General features: G+C 45.2%; 19 protein-coding genes. 11 read left to right on the top strand and 8 right to left on the bottom strand.

Annotated elements, in window-relative coordinates:
- Positions 1-13 precede the first annotated feature (13 nt).
- Together ACN6KS_RS29025 and ACN6KS_RS29030 are read right to left on the bottom strand one after the other, a co-directional pair.
- The gene (locus ACN6KS_RS29025) at positions 14-1,438 is read right to left on the bottom strand and encodes an ABC transporter substrate-binding protein (RefSeq protein WP_094868491.1); all 1,425 of its coding nucleotides are present in this window, start codon (positions 1,436-1,438) and stop codon (positions 14-16) included.
- A 332-nt stretch (positions 1,439-1,770) separates the two neighbouring features.
- Positions 1,771-2,775: a LacI family DNA-binding transcriptional regulator gene (locus ACN6KS_RS29030; RefSeq protein WP_440960996.1), complete on the bottom strand. Its 1,005-nt coding sequence runs from the start codon at positions 2,773-2,775 to the stop codon at positions 1,771-1,773.
- Between the two features lie 255 nt (positions 2,776-3,030).
- On the opposite strand from ACN6KS_RS29030, the gene ACN6KS_RS29035 reads away from it, so the two are divergent.
- The 4 genes from ACN6KS_RS29035 (at position 3,031) to pepT (ending at position 7,580) form a co-directional block, all read left to right on the top strand.
- Positions 3,031-4,044, top strand: coding sequence for an LLM class flavin-dependent oxidoreductase (locus tag ACN6KS_RS29035; RefSeq protein WP_094868355.1), 1,014 nt, complete (start codon positions 3,031-3,033; stop codon positions 4,042-4,044).
- A 473-nt stretch (positions 4,045-4,517) separates the two neighbouring features.
- Positions 4,518-5,567, top strand: coding sequence for a hypothetical protein (locus tag ACN6KS_RS29040; RefSeq protein ID WP_440960997.1), 1,050 nt, complete (start codon positions 4,518-4,520; stop codon positions 5,565-5,567).
- Positions 5,568-5,598: 31 nt separating this feature from the next.
- The gene (locus tag ACN6KS_RS29045) at positions 5,599-6,252 is read left to right on the top strand and encodes a sortase (protein WP_440960998.1); all 654 of its coding nucleotides are present in this window, start codon (positions 5,599-5,601) and stop codon (positions 6,250-6,252) included.
- Between the two features lie 95 nt (positions 6,253-6,347).
- A complete protein-coding gene (gene pepT / locus ACN6KS_RS29050; protein WP_094878634.1) occupies positions 6,348-7,580 on the top strand; it encodes a peptidase T in 1,233 nt (410 codons plus the stop codon).
- Positions 7,581-7,673: 93 nt separating this feature from the next.
- Here the strand turns inward: pepT and ACN6KS_RS29055 are convergent, their stop codons facing one another.
- The 3 genes from ACN6KS_RS29055 to hxlA form a co-directional block, all read right to left on the bottom strand.
- A complete protein-coding gene (locus tag ACN6KS_RS29055) occupies positions 7,674-8,051 on the bottom strand; it encodes a winged helix-turn-helix transcriptional regulator (protein WP_094878633.1) in 378 nt (125 codons plus the stop codon).
- A gap of 148 nt (positions 8,052-8,199) precedes the next feature.
- Positions 8,200-8,757, bottom strand: coding sequence for a 6-phospho-3-hexuloisomerase (hxlB, locus tag ACN6KS_RS29060; RefSeq protein WP_440960999.1), 558 nt, complete (start codon positions 8,755-8,757; stop codon positions 8,200-8,202).
- A 7-nt stretch (positions 8,758-8,764) separates the two neighbouring features.
- Complete coding sequence (gene hxlA, locus ACN6KS_RS29065; protein WP_094868359.1) at positions 8,765-9,397, bottom strand: 3-hexulose-6-phosphate synthase; 633 nt, start codon at positions 9,395-9,397, stop codon at positions 8,765-8,767.
- Between the two features lie 263 nt (positions 9,398-9,660).
- Between hxlA and ACN6KS_RS29070 the strand changes: the two genes are divergently transcribed.
- The 6 genes from ACN6KS_RS29070 (at position 9,661) to ACN6KS_RS29095 (ending at position 15,273) form a co-directional block, all read left to right on the top strand.
- Positions 9,661-11,052, top strand: coding sequence for an MATE family efflux transporter (locus tag ACN6KS_RS29070; protein WP_094868360.1), 1,392 nt, complete (start codon positions 9,661-9,663; stop codon positions 11,050-11,052).
- 148 nt (positions 11,053-11,200) lie between these two features.
- Positions 11,201-12,877, top strand: a complete 1,677-nt coding sequence (locus tag ACN6KS_RS29075) for a GAF domain-containing sensor histidine kinase (RefSeq protein ID WP_341135943.1) — start codon at positions 11,201-11,203, stop codon at positions 12,875-12,877.
- Positions 12,878-12,893: 16 nt separating this feature from the next.
- Positions 12,894-13,586 (top strand): response regulator, encoded by a 693-nt coding sequence (locus ACN6KS_RS29080; RefSeq protein WP_256989662.1) that lies wholly within the window; start codon positions 12,894-12,896, stop codon positions 13,584-13,586.
- Positions 13,587-13,739: 153 nt separating this feature from the next.
- Positions 13,740-14,303 carry an NADPH-dependent FMN reductase gene (locus tag ACN6KS_RS29085; protein WP_341135944.1) on the top strand — a complete coding sequence of 188 codons (564 nt, stop codon included), beginning with the start codon at positions 13,740-13,742 and terminating at the stop codon, positions 14,301-14,303.
- Positions 14,300-14,767 (top strand): VOC family protein, encoded by a 468-nt coding sequence (locus tag ACN6KS_RS29090; protein ID WP_094878629.1) that lies wholly within the window; start codon positions 14,300-14,302, stop codon positions 14,765-14,767. Before ACN6KS_RS29085 ends, ACN6KS_RS29090 begins: the two co-directional genes overlap by 4 nt.
- A 44-nt stretch (positions 14,768-14,811) precedes the next feature.
- Entirely contained in the window at positions 14,812-15,273 is a 462-nt protein-coding gene (locus ACN6KS_RS29095; protein WP_094878628.1) for a VOC family protein, read from the top strand.
- Positions 15,274-15,377: 104 nt separating this feature from the next.
- Here the strand turns inward: ACN6KS_RS29095 and ACN6KS_RS29100 are convergent, their stop codons facing one another.
- From ACN6KS_RS29100 to ACN6KS_RS29110, 3 genes are all read right to left on the bottom strand, one after another.
- Positions 15,378-15,608, bottom strand: a complete 231-nt coding sequence (locus tag ACN6KS_RS29100) for a cold-shock protein (protein ID WP_042131520.1) — start codon at positions 15,606-15,608, stop codon at positions 15,378-15,380.
- A 117-nt stretch (positions 15,609-15,725) separates the two neighbouring features.
- Positions 15,726-15,926 carry a cold-shock protein gene (locus tag ACN6KS_RS29105; protein ID WP_019914790.1) on the bottom strand — a complete coding sequence of 67 codons (201 nt, stop codon included), beginning with the start codon at positions 15,924-15,926 and terminating at the stop codon, positions 15,726-15,728.
- A 258-nt stretch (positions 15,927-16,184) separates the two neighbouring features.
- Positions 16,185-16,463 (bottom strand): hypothetical protein, encoded by a 279-nt coding sequence (locus ACN6KS_RS29110; RefSeq protein WP_094868365.1) that lies wholly within the window; start codon positions 16,461-16,463, stop codon positions 16,185-16,187.
- A 239-nt stretch (positions 16,464-16,702) separates the two neighbouring features.
- Between ACN6KS_RS29110 and gdhA the strand changes: the two genes are divergently transcribed.
- The gene (gene gdhA / locus ACN6KS_RS29115; protein WP_094868366.1) at positions 16,703-18,088 is read left to right on the top strand and encodes an NADP-specific glutamate dehydrogenase; all 1,386 of its coding nucleotides are present in this window, start codon (positions 16,703-16,705) and stop codon (positions 18,086-18,088) included.
- The last annotated feature ends 8 nt before the right edge of the window (positions 18,089-18,096 follow it).

Consider the following 18,096-nt stretch of genomic DNA (forward strand, 5'->3'; position numbering starts at 1 on the left):
TTTCAATATTAGGTTAGTTGTTCCAGCCAGACTGGATTTGTTCCAACGCCTGATCCAGCGTCGCAGTACCACTTACGTAGTCGGTCATGCCCTTCCAGAAGGTACCTGCGCCCACTTTGCCCGGCATCAGGTCAGAGCCATCAAAGCGCAGCGTGGAAGCATCCTGAACCAGCTTCGCCATCCGGCGATCGGATTCTGAGGTATACCAATCCAGGGAAGCATCGTTCATTGGAGCAATTACGCCGCCCGATTGTACCCAGCTCTTAATGGATTCTCCTGTAGTAAAGAATTCCATAACTGCACGCACTTCAGGACGATCGTTGAACATCGCGTAAATATCGCCAGCAACTAGCACTGGTTTACCATATTGAGGATCAATAGGCGGCAGGTAGAACCAATCATAATCTACATCAACCTTTGCCGTTTCAGGGAAGAAGCTTGTAATAAAGTTGCCGAGCATATTAAACCATGCTTTAGGAGGATTATTGAACATTGGCGCTGGGGCATCCCCGAACGATGTCGTCACGATGGATTTTGCACCACCATAGACATAATCCTTGTTGAGCCATATTTTGGACATGGTTTCAACTGCATTTTTCACTTCTGGAGAGGTAAATGGCAGCTCACCCTTTACCCATTTATCGTAATTCTCAGGTGTGGTCGTACGAAGCATTATATTTTCTACCCAGTCTGTTGCTGGCCAGCCTGTTGCAGCACCACTCTCGATACCAATAGCCCAAGCAGGATCACCGTCTTTCGCAATTTGTTCCGTCAGAGCCATCATCTCATCCCATGTCTCAGGAACCTTGTAGCCCGCTTCGTCAAATTGCTTTTTTGGATACCAGACCAAGCTCTTTACATTACTGCGGTTCCAAATCCCCGCCATGATCTTGCCGTCTTTCCCGTCCATATTAGACATATCAAGCCAGCTCTTGTTGTAATTAGCCGTCAATTTGGCTTGATCCAGCACGTTAGTTAAATCGATAACCTTACCAGTCTTAGCAATTGAGGCTAGGAGTCCCGGCTGCGGGAAATCAGCGATATCCGGAGCATTTCCACCGTCTACTCGAATGTTTATCGTAGCTTCGAACTCTTTTGAGCCCTCGTATTGAATATCAATTCCTGTCTTCTCTTCAAACTCTTTAATACTATTCTCAAATTTCACTTGGTCAGCATCTACAAAAGGACCGAACATCGTTACTTTAGTTCCTTTATAGTCGCCTTTCATGGCTAACTCTAACGGCGATCCCGAAGGTTCGGTGCTAGGAGCTGTTGTTGCTTTTTCGGTGTTATCTGCTGTTGGGCTGGAAGTAGCCGCAGGCGGATCTGTAGCCGCTGCGTTGTTGTTATTGCCTCCGCCGCATGCGCTCAGCATCATAGTGAAGGATAAACACAGTACTAATGCCAATGACTGTTTACGTCCTGAGGTTTTCTTCATCTTTTGTACATCCCCTTTAATGGTTTTAGAGATTGCTTCTGACTCAATCATCCGGTACCCTGGCATGTATAAGCAGCTTGTAGCAGATCACCCCCTTGCAAAGCTTTTCAGAATCTAAGGATTTATACTAAAAAAGAATCGAATCACCAATTCCAATTAATTGTAGCGCTTACATTTGTTATAGTATCACATAAAGTAAGCGTTTCCAATCTGTATTTGAAATGTTTTGGTAAAAATTATTTTGATTGTCCAATCAATTATTCAAATGTTGCCTAAGACGAGCGCCGAATTCTGAAAAGCTTTTCAGAGGGTGGTACAAAAGTGAACTACTCCTATTTTTCTCGTGTAGATTCTCGCACAATCAGCTTATGCTCCATCTTCTCATTCAATACCTGCACTTCACCTGTTGTAAGCAATTCATGCAGCTTCTCGGCCGCACGATACCCTAACTCATAAATCGGCTGTGCAATCGTAGTTAGCTTCGGGATGAACATACCCGACATCCTTAGATTATCAAACCCAATCACGGATACCTGACCTGGAACAAGAATATTGCGATCCTTCAGATAAGAAATCGTCCCCATCGCGAATTCATCTGCAACACAGAAAATAGCAGTTAGCTCAGGGTTATCCGTAAATAGTTCATGTGCAGCTTGATAAGCATGTTCAAACCGATGACTGGCATATTTGCTCTTCACAATATTCTGCTGTAGCCCTGACTCTGTTAGCGCTCTTGCAAATCCCTCATAGCGCGGTGGTCCTGATACGGAATTATCATGGTTAAAACCAATCATACCAATGTCTTTATGACCTAAATCAATCAGGAACTTTACCGCATCATAGGCAGCCGCTTCATCATCCACTTCCACACTCGGAATGTCGAACTCATCGGAATGCGAGGACACTAGCACAAATGGAATTCTACAACCGACCAATTTATCATGATACTCAGGGTAAAGGACATCACTGGCAAATACAATTCCATCCACCTGTTTCTCGTGGAAGTTATCAATATAGGACAGTAGTCGTTCTTTGTCGCGGTCCGTATTGCAGATCATCAGACTATACCCAAGCTTGATGCAAGCATCCTGCATTCCCCGAATCACTCCTGCGAAATACAGGTTCTCAATATCCGGAATAAGCAGGCCCAGTGTAAAGGACTTCTTGTAAATCAAACCACGTGCAAATGAATTAGGTTGATACCGCAATCGTTCTACAGCCTCCATCACTCGATTCCGTTTGCTCTCCACTACCGAATTCGGTGCATTCATAACACGTGACACTGTGCTAATCGACACCTCGGCCATTCTGGCAACATCTCTTATGGTTGGCTTCATAATGATAACTTCCTTTTTTAGGGAACTTTTCGATGTGATTATAGCAAGCCCGATTGGAAATAACAATAGTTTTTTTGAAGCGCTTACATTATTTTAAAAAATTCATCTTTTCCTCCTTTTTCTTACTCGGAAGACAAACAACTTACTTAAAGTGTGTATATAGTTTTATTACATGGTATACTAATCGAGTAGCGATATTCGTAGCTACAAATACTGCTCTATGAGCATAGAGCATTTATTATAGGAGGGATAACATTGAAACAACCTCGTGACATTCGATTCTCCGTACTGGACCTGGCTTCTATTGTGGAAGGAGGGACCGCGGCAGACTCTTTTCATAACTCTCTAGATTTAGCCCGGCACGCTGAGAAGTGGGGCTATCATCGGTATTGGTTCGCTGAACATCATAATATGATCGGCGTTGCCAGCTCTGCTACCTCACTCTTGATCGGACATATTGCTGGTGGCACCCAAAGTATACGTGTTGGCTCTGGCGGCATCATGCTTTCCAACCACGCGCCACTTGTGATTGCCGAACAGTTCGGGACTCTCGAATCTTTATATCCGGGACGGATCGATCTTGGACTGGGCAGAGCACCCGGATCTGATCAACCAGCTTCCCGTGCGCTACGTCGTGGCCTAGGAAGCGACGGTAGTGAATTCCCTGAGCAGCTAAGTGAGTTAAGAGCTTACTTCGACCCTGCAGGAGCAGGATCGCGCCCAGCCGGAGTACGCGCGGTTCCTGGGGAAGGCTTAAATGTTCCCATCTGGCTCTTAGGCTCCAGCGGCTTTAGTGCTGAGCTAGCAGCCAAGCTAGGGTTGCCTTTTGCCTTTGCCAGCCATTTTGCACCTGAGTATTTACTTCAGGCGCTGCACATATACCACAGTAATTTCCGTCCATCAGAAGTACTAGACAAACCTTATGTTATGATCGGACTCGGGGTTACAGCAGCCGATAGTGTAGATGAGGCAAGAAAGCTGGCTACCTCGCAGCAGCAGCAGTTCCTCAATATCATCCGCGGGCGGACAGGCAAGCTACAACCACCCGTTGAGAGTATGGATGGGCTATGGACGGTACAAGAAAAAGCAATCATGCTCGATAAGCAGCGTTATTCCTTCTCTGGCGATAAAGCAGCGATTAAAGAACGACTTCAAGACATTCTGAAAGAGACACAAGCTGATGAATTGATTATCTCCGCAGGGATTTATGATAATGAGGCTCGTCTTCGTTCCTATGAAATTGTAGCTGAGGCTATGAAAGAACTGTAAGATTGCAGTCCTAACAAGGCAGGACGTTATCTGAGTATCGGGAGTTCTCCCGTTTCAGATATCCGTCTTGCCTTTTTTGTTTTGTTTTTGAAACCGTTCTTAATAAAATACTACTTAGAAATGAAAAAACATAAAAATAAAGAGATATAGAGAGAAATCAACAGATAAACGGACTATACTCTTATTATTTAAGCAAATATGATCTAATTAGTTGTAATACATCATTTTTCTTTGGATATCATTTTGATTATACTTTATATATTCGCTATAACGAACGATTTGTATTTTGGATACGCCCTCTCCTTCGTTCTTTCGGAAAGATTCCACCCATAATTGAAAGAGTGGTACTTCACAATACCACTTATTTCGACAATGTATAATGGAATAAGTGTTTAAAACGGAGGATTTTGCCGGAAGCCCGCAGATTTTGTTTTCAACAGCTACAAGCGGCTCAGGAGAAAGGAGCAAAGAAAGTGAAGAAGAAATACCATTCGGTCTTCATAGCTGCTTACGTTCTGATTATTCTGGTAGGAGTAATATGGCACGCTGGAGGGGTAAGCGCTCAGGATACCATTAAACTTACTGTGAATTCTCATACCACGAGCACAGCCACCATGAACAATATGAAGCCCGGTGACGAAATGAGCTCAGAGTACACGATTATTAATGATGGCACAGAAGGCTTCGATTACTTTGTGGACTTTAAATTCATCTCTGGAGACGTAGAGCTGTACAATATTCTCCAAATGACACTCGAAAAAGAGGGAGTAATCATCTATTCGGGAGTGATGAGCGAGGCAGCCGGCAGAGTAACCATCGGTTCACTTGCTGGAGGAGAGAAGAGTGTAATTCAAATGGATGTAACCTTCCCATGGGAAGCCGGCAACGAATATCAAGGAAAGGCTACGACCGTAGCTTTTGAATTCTCTGCTTCCGGAGAACCAGGTCCATCCGCCGAACCTACTTCAACGCCAACGCCAACAGCGACGGTTGCACCTACACCTGATCCATCACCTACAGCAACGCCGGCAGCTACAACTGAACCGACTACAACACCTACGGAAACACCACCAGCTACACCTGAAGCTTCACCAACACCTACGGTTGCACCAACTACGACACCTACGGATTCACCAACGACTACCGCTTCACCTACAGCTGTCGTAACACCTGGTCAATCGGTGCCACCAACTGCTACACCAACACCATCGCCAACACCTACAACTTCACCGCCTGCTGTCGATGAAATAAGCGTTACTGAAGAACCGATTCCAATGGGCGGAAGCAGTAATGAGCCTACACCTGCAGCTTCAACAGGTGCTGGTAGTCAAACCACCAGTGCAACACCTCGGCCAAGCGATGAGGTAGCCTTACCTGACGGCGACATTCCTTTGGGCGCACCAGAGGCAGGCAACGCGCTTCCAAATACCGCCGAGCCTTGGTATAACTTAATTCTTGCCAGCTTAGCTATTGCGGTACTCAGCGTGATCATCATGCGCAGATTGAAATCGAAGAAAGAATAACGTTTAGTAATATAAGTCTGGAGGAGAGAGTATGAAGAAGCGTAATGGTGTCTTATTAACCGTGAAGCTAATCTTCATACTCTCTTTAGTTGTGCTGATTTATTCGATCGTTCAAGTCGTCAAAGCGCCCATCGAGGCCAAGCAGGCCCTAACTGATTGGGCAAAAAAGAGGGAGGAAGCCCTCGCCCTGCCCCTTCCAAATGAAGAGAACCCTCTCCCCAAGGGAATGGTCAGTTCTCCAAAAGAACAACCCTCTTCTTTTCCCTCCTATAAAGAGGGTGAGGTGATTGGAGAAATCCGCTTCCCCACCTTAAATAAGAAGGTGGCTATTCTGGAGGGTACGGAAAGCCCAGAATTAAAAAAAGGAGCTGGACACTATATAGGTAGCGCAACTATCGGTGCAATCGGTAATAGTGTGCTTGCTGGACACCGTGATACCGTATTTCGCAGTATAGGAGAACTTGTCGCAGGAGATCTGATCGAACTGGAAAGCATGGACGGTACGTTCACCTACGAAGTGACCGGCAGCACGATTGTAGACGGGAATGAACGCGGTGCAATAAAACCAAGCGATAAGGCTATTCTTACCTTGATCACCTGTTACCCTTTTTCATACGTAGGGTCAGCACCGGACCGGTATTTACTTTCAGCAAAGCTAGTGAAGCAAGAAACATCACCTCATTAAAGTTAATCTTACTCTTAATCTTCCTCCTCAGGGATGAGACCGGATATGGAAAGTGATACTATATAGATACAACAGTAATGAGGAGATGACCCACAGTGAAAAAAGAGGTTATAGAACGGTTTATTTCGTATGCTCAAATGGATACCCAATCGAACGAGGATAATGAAACTTGTCCGTCCACTCCGGGGCAGATGGTGCTGGCCCACAAGCTGGTCGAAGAGCTCAAGGAGATCGGCATGAATGAAGTGCAGGTGGACGAGCATGGGTATGTCATGGCTACACTCCCAGCCAATACGGAGAAGGATGTTCCAACCATTGGTTTTTTGGCGCATCTCGATACAGCAACTGATTTCACAGGAACGAATGTAAAGCCGCAGATCGTGGAGAACTACGATGGCAAAGATATTCTTTTGAACAAAGAATTAAATGTTGTATTGTCTACAACGAGCTTCCCAGAGCTGGCAGAATATAAAGGCCATACATTAATTACAACCGATGGTACCACCCTGCTTGGCGCAGACAATAAAGCCGGTATTGCCGAGATTATGACTGCCATGCATTATCTCATTCAACATCCAGAAATCAAGCATGGGAAGATTAGAGTCGCCTTCACACCGGACGAAGAAATTGGCCGCGGACCTCATAAATTTGACGTAGCTGCTTTTAATGCTTCTTACGCTTACACTGTGGACGGAGGCCCACTCGGTGAACTAGAATATGAAAGCTTTAATGCTGCATCTGCCAAAATCTCAGTTTACGGAGTCAATGTACATCCTGGTACTGCCAAAGGAAAAATGATTCATTCTGCAAAAATAGCTATGGCGCTCCATCTTAGACTCCCTGCTGAGGAAGCACCTGAGTACACAGATGGTTATGATGGCTTTTATCACCTAAGCTCTATTGAGGGCACACCAGAATTCAGTAAACTCCAATATATTATCCGTGACTTCGACCGTGAGAAATTCGAGGCACGTAAAGCCTATCTTTCTGCCATCGTAGATGAATTCAAGAGCATCCATGGTGAAGAGAACATCGTACTTGAAATGAAAGACCAATATTACAACATGCGCGAAAAAATCGAACCGGTGCGTCATATTGTCGATATTGCCCATGAGGCGATGGAGAATTTGAGCATCACACCGATCATCCGCCCGATTCGCGGGGGAACAGATGGCTCACAGCTCTCCTATATGGGCTTGCCGACACCTAATATATTCACCGGGGGCGAAAATTTCCACGGCAAATTCGAATACGCCTCTGCTGACAACATGGAAAAATCGGTAAACGTAATCGTCGAGATCGCCAAGCTGTTCGAACAAAAAGCCTAAATCATAATTTACATCACTCTATATTAAACACAAAAAATCCCTGAAAAGGTCGATTCAGACCTCTCAGGGATTATTAATGTTCACAGTCTATTATTAGCATCTATCTTCCGGCGGTGTGTCTTTCCAGATCACATTTTCCCCGTAATTCTTACCCCAATCATACATCAATCGAAGGACGGGAAGCAGACTCTGCCCATATGAGGTCAGGGAATACTCAACTTTTGGAGGAACCTCGGCATACACTTTCCGAAGCACCAACTGATCTTCTTCAAGCTCTCGAAGCTGATTAGTCAACATTTTTTGTGTAATATGAGGAATTAACTTCTTCAGCTCACTGAACCGCTTGGTCCCTTCAAGCCCAAGATGCCACAGAATTATCAGCTTCCATTTGCCTCCAATTACCGCAAGCGTCAGTTCCTTCTCGCAGTTAATTTCCTTCAAGTTGATGCGATCTTTAATCTCGGTTGCCATAACTAAAGCGCCTCCTCTCTCCTATTGTCATCCTACACACACCTATTAATTAGCTTGGAACGTTATTATTTCTATGCAGCTTGTAAACTTTTATATTAACACAAAAACGAATAACCTCCTTTCTAGGAAGGCATTCGTTTCTGTACTCTCACTCTAAATTAGCATGTTTGCCGAACATCATCTTAGTCGTCTGCCCCGTTTTCTCCATCATTCGCAGAATAACCGCATCATAGAAGACCAACATCGTCTGTTCAAATAAGGATGCCATCGGCTGGATTGTGTTGTAGCTTCCATTCGCCTGATCTTTTGGAGATCCTGGCAGCTTCACTGTATAGTTCGCTAAACGCCCTACAGTCGAATCTGGCGTGATCGTAACGGCAATAACCTCCGCACCCACTCCTTTGGCCTTCTCGGCCATAGAGATCAGCCCCTTCGTCTCACCTGAACCGGAACCGAGCACAAGCACATCACCAGGCTCGATACCCGGGGTTACCGTTTCTCCCACGACGTACGCTTCTTTACCGACATGCATGAGTCGCATTGCAAAAGCTCGTCCCATTAATCCTGATCTACCAGCCCCGGCCACAAATACCTTATTCGACTGAAGAAGGAGTTCAGCCATTCGCTCAGCCTCTTGATGATCAAGCTGAGAAATGGAGCGCTGAAGCTCCAATATAATTTGCTGCGCATATTTCATTGTGTCCATTGTAATCTTAAGCCTGACTAACTAGGCGTTTCATTTCTGCCGCAGCAGCCTTTTGATCAGTCTCGCCTGTGATGCCGCCACCTACAATTACAAGATCAGGATTCGCTGCGATAACTTCCGGAAGTGTACTTAGCTTGATTCCCCCTGCGATAGCGGTTTTAGCCTGCTTAACCACACTTTTAATTGCATTCAAATCTGCAAAGGAATTTTTACCTTCCGCTTGATGGTCATAGCCAGAGTGTACGCAGACATAGTCTACACCAAGTGCGTCTACTTCAGCCGCTCTAACTTTAATATCCTTCACATTAATCAGGTCAACCAGAATCTCTTTATTGGTTTTTTTCGCTTCCTCCACTGCACCTCTAATGGTAGCATCATCAGAAACACCAAGTACTGTAACAATATCCGCGCCTGCTTCCACAGCCTTCATCACTTCATAACCGCCTGCGTCCATGATTTTCAGGTCAGCCAACACTGTCAAAGAAGGAAAAGCTTCTTTGATAGCCTTCACTGCGTGCAGTCCTTCATTTATAACGATAGGCGTTCCAATTTCAACAATATCTATATATTCAGCAACCTCTGAGACAATCTCTTTCGCTCCCGCAATGTCTACAAGATCTAACGCTAATTGCAATTTCATATTTATGTGCACTCCCTATTTATATATTTTTGTAAGTCATGTACAAATTGTAGAGCCTTACACTCCTTAAGGGAAGTAGGCACTTTATTGTGATGTAGTTACCTGGAGGATACTAATGTACTCCTACTGACTTTATTTCTGCTCTAATCCATAACCTTTTGTCATATTTTTGTAAAAGTACTGCATTTTCATGAAAGCTGTGCTAACATTACAGTTTGTTTATGGAATAACAGGAATTTAATCATGATGTAAGAAGGTGTACAATGAAGCACAATAATCACCAAGAATTTAACCTTGTAAAACTAACTTGGCCGATATTCCTGGAACTGTTCCTATTTATGCTCATGGGCAGTGTGGATACTTTTATGATTAGCTCCGTATCGGACGATGCCGTATCAGGCGTTGGCGCAGCGAATCAGATTATCACAATGGCTATTTTAGTTCTCAGTGTAATTGGTAACGGCGCAGCAATTGTGGTCTCCCAATACCTCGGTTCCAAAAAACCTCTGGAAGCCGCTCAAGTGACCGGCAATGCCATTACCCTAAACCTGTTAGTAGGAATTGTCCTAAGTACGTTTTTGCTAATATTCGGAGGAACTCTACTAACTGCTCTGAATGTAAAAGGGGATATTCTCGTTTACGCTAAATCCTATATACATATTGTCGGGGGCGGTATTTTTCTCCAAGCATTAATCAATGCTCTGGCGACCACAATCCGTACGCACGGTTTCACTAAACAGACCATGGTCGTATCCTTGCTGATGAACATCATTCACGTGGTGGGTAACTACTTACTCATCTATGGTCATTTCGGACTTCCAGCGTTAGGTGTCGAAGGCGCAGCTATCTCAACGGTTGTCAGTCGGTTTATCTGTCTTATTATTTTCTTCTTACTGCTCTACAGAGTGATGGAGGTACGGGTAAAGTTAACCTACTACATTCATCTTTCCAAAAAGTATGTGCAGCAAATTCTCAAAATCGGCATCCCGTCCGCGTTTGAGTCGATTATTTATCAATCTTGTCAGCTCGTATTCACGCTGTATATTACCTATCTGGGCGCCGAGGCTATGGCCACTCGTCAATACGCGCTCAACATTTCCAATTACATTTATTTATTTAGTGTAGCCGTCTCCATGGGAACCTCCATTATCGTAGGACATCTGGTGGGAGCCAGGCGCCCCAAGGAAGCCTATAAGCGTGTATTCACCAGTGTGAAGTGGGCACTTCTGGTCACAGTAGTAATAGATGCTCTTGTGATCGTCTTCCGGGTACCACTATTTGGTCTCTTCACAGACAACGAGAACATTATTCTGATGGGGGCTCAGGTTATACTGCTTAGTTTCTTCCTAGAGACCGGTCGCACAACTAATTTGGTCATCATTAACTCACTACGCGCCTCGGGCGATGCGAAGTTTCCAGTATATATGGGACTGATCTCCATGGTCTGCATGAGCTTACCCCTTGGCTATTTCCTGGTATTCCAGCTTAATCTGGGATTGGCCGGTGTGTGGATTGCCACTGCGGCTGATGAGTGGACAAGAGCTGTCATTATGTATTTCCGTTGGAAGAGTCGAGCTTGGGAGAAACATGGACTGATTCAGCACGATGATGTAGAACATGTCACATCTTCCAATACCCCTGCAGCTGTAAATTAACGAATTTATTTAGGTGGTTCTCTAAGGTCAGACCAGATCTTAAGGGTCCACCTTTTTTAACGCTTCATGATTACATAAATTTTAGAATGAACAAAGCATTCTACGTTACAATAGATAGAACCTAATTAATTTAAAGGGGGAGAACCTCATGCCGGAAGAAACCGGAATCCACGAGTTATTGACGCTCAAGACGATTGCGGAGACCTTAAACAGTTCCAATGAGCTCAAACCGATGCTCGATACAGTTATGGGCAAGCTGTTAGATCTGACAGGAAATACGGCAGGCTGGATCTTCCTGAGTGAAGAGAATATGGAGTATGAATTCGCCGCAGATCGGGGTTTACCGCCAGCTCTGCAACGGGACAATAAACAGCCGATGCAGTGTGGAAGCTGCTGGTGCTTAGATCGCCTATGGGACGGACGGCTAGAGCAGGCTGTTAACATTCTAAACTGCAAGCGGCTCAGTAATGCCAGGCAAAATAACTGGGGTGATACATTAGGGATCACCCACCACGCCACTATCCCGCTGCATTCAGGCAATCGCTACTTAGGACTTATGAATGTAGCTGCACCGGGCAAAGCACATTACCCCGACAGCGAGCTGGCTCTACTGCAATCCGTGGCCTTGCAAATCGGCAGTGCCATTGAACGCATGCAGTTATATAGCACCGAGCAGCGCCGTGCCAATCTGTACGCCAAATTAGGTGAATTCAGCGCCGCTTTGAATCTAACGGCTAGTGAATGTACCTCCCCAAGCATTTTGGCGGAGAAAACCACCGCACTGATTGCCCAATATTTCGATTGGCCTTTTGCAGCGATTATTGGACAGCATGAGGGCAAATTCGAAGTACACGCAGCCGCTCATGCAGCTAATATAACACCTGAACTAGCTCCTTTTGAGCTCTCGGATTCCTTTAAGAATCGTCTAAGGAATATTGCGAAAGGACAGCGCTTCGAGGCATTAACCTCTGACGAAGAACAGGAAATTACGAACTCATGCTGTTCCGAACAGCCTGTTACAGAGCGAGTTATAATGCTTGCCGCCCCCTTTCGGCAGATTACTGCACATGGCTCAGCCATTCTACTTATCACCTCGCCTAAAGCACTCGCCTCCGCTACCGCAGATGGAGAAGTACTCGAAGCGATTGCCGAGCACATTTCAGCTACACTGGAAAGTGTACAGCTCGGAGAAAAGCGCCGCGAAATCGCGCGTCTGGACGAGCGGAATCGACTGGCCCGTGACCTTCACGACTCGGTGAACCAGATTCTGTTCTCCCTCTCGATGACGGCTAAAGGTGTAGAAAGGATACTAAAGCAAGAGCACACCTCCCATCCGGCTGCTGAGGCTGTCCGCGATATTCAAGAGCTCTCTCAATCTGCACTCAAAGAAATGCGCGCTTTAATCATGCAGCTTCGCCCTGCAGGACTGGAAGCCGGGTTATTGACCGCGCTGCAGGCTCATGGTCAGCAACTAGGGCTGTTGATACAGAGTCAACGCAGCGGTGTACTTGAACTTCCCCGCAATGTGGAAGAAGGACTCCTGCGCATTGGTCAAGAAGCACTTAATAATGTACGTAAGCACTCCGGAGCTTCTAAAGCTGAAGTATCTCTACATTTGAACGCTACCGAGGTGATACTGAGCATTTCCGATCAGGGTAAGGGCGGTGCCAAACGGCGCAGTAACACAGACACCAATGAATCTCTCGGCCTACATATTATGAAGGAAAGAGCTGAGGCACTCTACGGCCATATTCATATCCAGAGCGAAGAGCATCAAGGCACAACGGTTGAGGTAACCATCCCTTTCCCCCTCCAATCCACATGAAGTCGGGTGATCACAAATGATAATAGGTTTATTACTGGTTGACGATCATGCAATGGTTCGTCGAGGGCTCCAAGTGTTTCTCTCGACACAACCGGACATTAAGGTTATCGGAGAAGCGTCGAACGGCCGCGAGGCACTAGAGAGAACGGCTGAGCTCCAGCCGGATATCATATTAATGGATTTGCACATGCCCGTTATGAACGGCATCGAGACAGCTAAACAGCTGCGGATCTCCCATCCACAGGTCAAAATCATTGTGTTGACCTCCTTTTCTGATCAAGACCATGTACTCCCTGCTATCCGTGTAGGGATCAAAGGATATTTGCTAAAAGACATAGAACCAGAAGCGCTGGTTGTCGCCATCCGCAAGGTACACAGTGGTCAAGTTGAGCTGCATTCCGAAGCTGCCAGTCAACTGATGAATCTAATGGCAGCTTCTACACCAGAACAACTGGATGTTAGCAATCCGGATCTGAACGGACCCAGTACAACATCAGCTACAATCACCGCATCTGAGCTTCTTACCCCGCGTGAGCAGGAAGTGTTAGACCTTATTGCATTAGGTATGAGCAACAAAGAGATTGCCAGTAAGCTGGTCATCACCGAGAAGACTGTTAAGACTCATGTCAGTCATGTACTTGGAAAGTTGAACTTATCGGATCGGACTCAAGCTGCCATTTTTGCATTGAAAAACGGCTACAATTCATAGCGCCACAGCTCATCTACAACTTTAGACTTAGACGCTCAGCACAATGGCTGAGCGTCTTTGCTATGCAGGTTCATCCCTTGTGCTGATGTTAACAGAGGTCGATTCAATTATCATTGGTTTATAGCAATTGACCTCACATAGGAGTGGATACCGATGAAAGTCATGATCCTGACAGGCAGCAATCGAAAAGAAGCGACCAGCACGAAGCTGGCAGAGCATGCCGCACATTTTATTAATCAGCAAGGCGAACAAGTTACCCTGTTTAATCTCCATAAACGCCCACTGCCCTTTTATTCACCAGATGAGTCTTACTCGGAGCATGAGCATCTAAGCGCCCTCCAGCAAGAGATGCTAACTGCGAACGCAATCATCCTGATTACCCCGGAATACCACGGCTCCATGAGCGGCGTGATGAAAAACGCTCTCGACCATCTAGGCCAGACGCACTTCAACGGCAAAGTGGTATTGTCCGGTAGCTCTGCAGGTGGAGCTGTAGGTGTAAGCTCATTACTTCAATTGCAGGCGGTTGTACGCAACCTACATGGGATTAATACGCCAGACTGGATCTCCATCGGCGGGATGCAGCGCAAGCGGTTCGAGGTTGAATACGACGGGTACGAGGGTGGTCAAGAAATTGAAGATCGCATTCGCCTAGTCTTAGAATCATTCCTAAATTTAGCTCGCAAAATCAGTAGCCCGGCAGGTGCCGCCCTATGATCAAAGGACTGTTTGAAACCCATCTGAACGTGACTAACCTAGAACAATCTGCTCATTTCTATGAACATGTTCTGGGACTACCCTTAGCCCATTCGGAGAATACTGAAGGCCGTAAACGGCGATTTTACTGGATTGGAGAAGAACGTAATCAGGCCATGCTGGGGATTTGGGAGAAGACACCTTCCGAGGTTGTGCGTCAGCACTTTGCTTTCCAAGTAACGCTTGAGGATTTGAAGCAGTCAGTATCCTACCTTAGGGCAAAGGGGATTGAAGCCTCCAACTTCCTCGATGATGATAAGGGACAATTGTATGTATTTGGCTGGATGCCAGCCGTATCCGTGTATTTCAGTGATCCAGACGGTCATTCCTTAGAGTTCCTAGCTGTACTGCCTGATCCGCCCAGACCTGAGCTAGGAATGGTACCCTGGAAAGAATGGGAACTGATACACGGAAGAACCTGGTAGTTATTGATAAAATTCAGGCTAAGCCTGCACGAGGAGTCGAGAATATGATAAAAGGACTATACGAAGCACATTTACCAGTAAGTAATCTTGAGGTATCTATCGAATTTTATGAGCGATTGGGATTAAAAATGGCCTGGCGGGATGAGGAAACTGCATTCTTCTGGATTGAGAAAGGCCGGAGTTGGATCGGCATTTGGGAAGGAAAGGAAGTAGAAACGCCATACCACCCATCTTTAAGGCATATTGCCTTCCGCGTAACTTATGACGATCTGAAGCAATCACTGCAATGGCTGGAATCTATTGGGGTAGACGCTGTACCGTTCCGTAATCGAACTTCTGTTGAGCCTTTTATTCGAGCTTATCAAGGGAATGCTTCTGTGTACTTCAATGACCCGGACGGAAACAGCCTGGAATTAATGTGCCATGTAGAGGTTCCTGAACATTTGAAACATCTTTCAGAGAACACCATCTTAACCGAGTGGGAAAAATTGCTCGAACAGAAATAAAATACTCCAACAAAAAAACAGCTGCCCACCATCAAGGGTCCAGCTGTTTGAGTATGTTAGCTGCTTCTATTTAACCATCTCTAGCATGGTTTTAGTAAAGGCTGTTACTTAATCGTGATGCCTTTCTTCATAGCCTTCATATCTGAATTCGTGTTCACAAGCATTGGCAGTATCTTCATACTTCTCGTCATGGGAGAGTTACATTGCCAGCAGGTAGGTACATACTGAAATGCAAAATTATCGCGCATCCAACCGGTGCAACCTTCCTTGGTACAAGACCAAATGGCTGTGTCTTCCTGCGGAAGATCCTCCAGTGCTTTTTTACGAAAATACATAAGTACCCCTCCTTGGATCGAATCGAGACGATTTCGCCACCCTATTAGGGGCAGATTCATAAGATGAAAATAAAAAAGCTGCCCTCAACTTGAGTTAAGGGCAGCCTAATTTTCGAATTACAGTTTTACAACGTTTTCGGCTTGTGGTCCACGAGCGCCTTGAGTTACGTTGAACTCAACGCGTTGGCCTTCGTCCAAAGATTTAAATCCGTCGCCTGTGATTGCGGAGAAGTGTACGAATACGTCGCTTCCACCTTCAACCTCGATAAAACCAAATCCTTTGTCTGCATTAAACCATTTAACTGTACCTGTTTGCATGATATTACCTCCAATATTTTATTTAACACATGTCCTTTTATTCCTACGTAGTGTACGAACAAATAAAAATTCACACATTGGAAAAGGACTCATACGCACAAATGATAACCTTTTACAATATGTGAATTAAGGGTTAAATTTATGATTAACTTCATTGTACCACACTAAATCATTGAATGCAATGTAAATGCCTACTTTTTTAATTCCGGCTCTATATCCTCTTATATTAAAGGCTTTAGAGCCGGAAATGTGCAAGGGTTAATCGATGTATCCTGCCAACCCTTTATCCATTAAATAATCCATCTCCGCATCAAGAATCGTCTCCACTGTGATTTCATCCAGCTTCACATCACGCTGGGCAACAACATAGTCAACTAGATCATCATTGTCGATGTCTACCTCGCCTTTGGCATTGGCCTTGGCGTTATTGATAAAGGTCTGTTCATGCTTCAACACTAAACGAATTAGTTTAGGATCTAATTTGGTTTTGGCAGATAATACGGTTACTAATTCCTGCTCGTTTAATTTGTCACTCATTTTTTAAATTTCATCTCCCTACAATGATTACACATCCATTGTAGCATATTTCGCGCTTTAACGCGTCATTACGCGAAGTATACCACGGTTTGTTCACACTTTTCTTGCTACCACAGGCTCTACAACATTCCACTTCAAGTAAGTTATTTAATAAAAACAGTTGTGAGGAACATTGACTTGTGCCAAAATATAAAAAAAGTGTTGGACCAAATTGAATACTAGAAAAGGCGGTTGAATTCATGAGCTCTGTATCTACCCAGCAATTAGACACAAACAGCAACAAGGCACATCGTTATATTGAAGACGTATACGCACAGGTTGTTGCGCGTAATCCTTTCGAGCCCGAATTCCATCAGGCTGTAAAGGAAATCCTTGAATCCTTGCTTCCAATCCTGGCTGCTGAACCTAAGTATCAGGAAAATGCCATTCTGGAAAGATTGGTTGAACCAGAACGTTTGATTATGTTCCGTGTTCCTTGGACAGATGATCAAGGCAAGGTCAGAGTTAACCGTGGATATCGTGTACAGTTCAGCAGTGCCATTGGACCTTACAAAGGTGGACTTCGTTTTCACCCATCCGTTAATGCTAGTATTATCAAATTCCTCGGCTTCGAGCAAATCTTCAAAAACGCTCTTACCGGCCAACACATCGGCGGAGGTAAAGGTGGATCCGACTTTGATCCTAAAGGAAAATCCGAAGGCGAAATCATGCGTTTTGCACAAAGCTTCATGACTGAATTGCAAAATTACATCGGTCCTGACCAAGACGTTCCTGCAGGAGATATCGGTGTAGGTGGTCGTGAGATTGGCTACATGTACGGACAATACAAGCGGATCCGCGGAGGATATCCGGCTGGCGTATTGACTGGTAAAGGTATTGGTTACGGCGGAAGTCAGGCTCGGACAGAAGCTACTGGTTACGGTACAGTTTATTTCGTAAACGAGATGCTAAAAGCAAAAGGCCTTTCCTTTGAAGGAAGCCGCGTTGTTGTTTCCGGTTCTGGTAACGTAGCGATCTATGCAATTGAAAAAGCTGTACAGCTAGGTGCAACAGTCGTAGCTTGTAGTGACTCCGCTGGATATATCTATGACGAAAACGGCATTAACCTCGAAACTGTCCGCCGCCTGAAAGAAGTCGAAAGAAAACGGATTAGTGAATATGTGAATGAACACCCTAACGCTGTGTATACCGAAGATTCCACGCAAATTTGGACTATTCCTTGTGATATCGCCCTTCCGAGTGCTACTCAGAATGAGATTGATGAAGCCATGGCATTGAAACTGATTGAAAATGGTGTTAAAGCAGTAGGCGAAGGCGCCAACATGCCATCCACCCTTGAAGCTATTCACCAGTTCCAACAAGCTGGCGTGCTATTCGCACCTGCCAAAGCAGCTAATGCTGGCGGTGTAGCTGTATCTGCACTTGAAATGGCACAAAACAGCATGCGTATGTCCTGGAGCTTTGAAGATGTTGATACGAAGCTGCATGAGATCATGGTTTCCATTTATCAACAGTCTGTAGATGCATCCGAGCAGTATGGACAGTCCGGCAACCTCGTTGCAGGAGCAAACATCGCTGGATTTAAAAAAGTAGCCGATGCTATGTTGGCTGAAGGCGTAATCTAATCAAGTAT

The sequence above is a fragment of the Paenibacillus nitricinens genome (genome assembly GCF_052056485.1).
GTDB lineage: Bacteria > Bacillota > Bacilli > Paenibacillales > Paenibacillaceae > Paenibacillus_AQ > Paenibacillus_AQ nitricinens.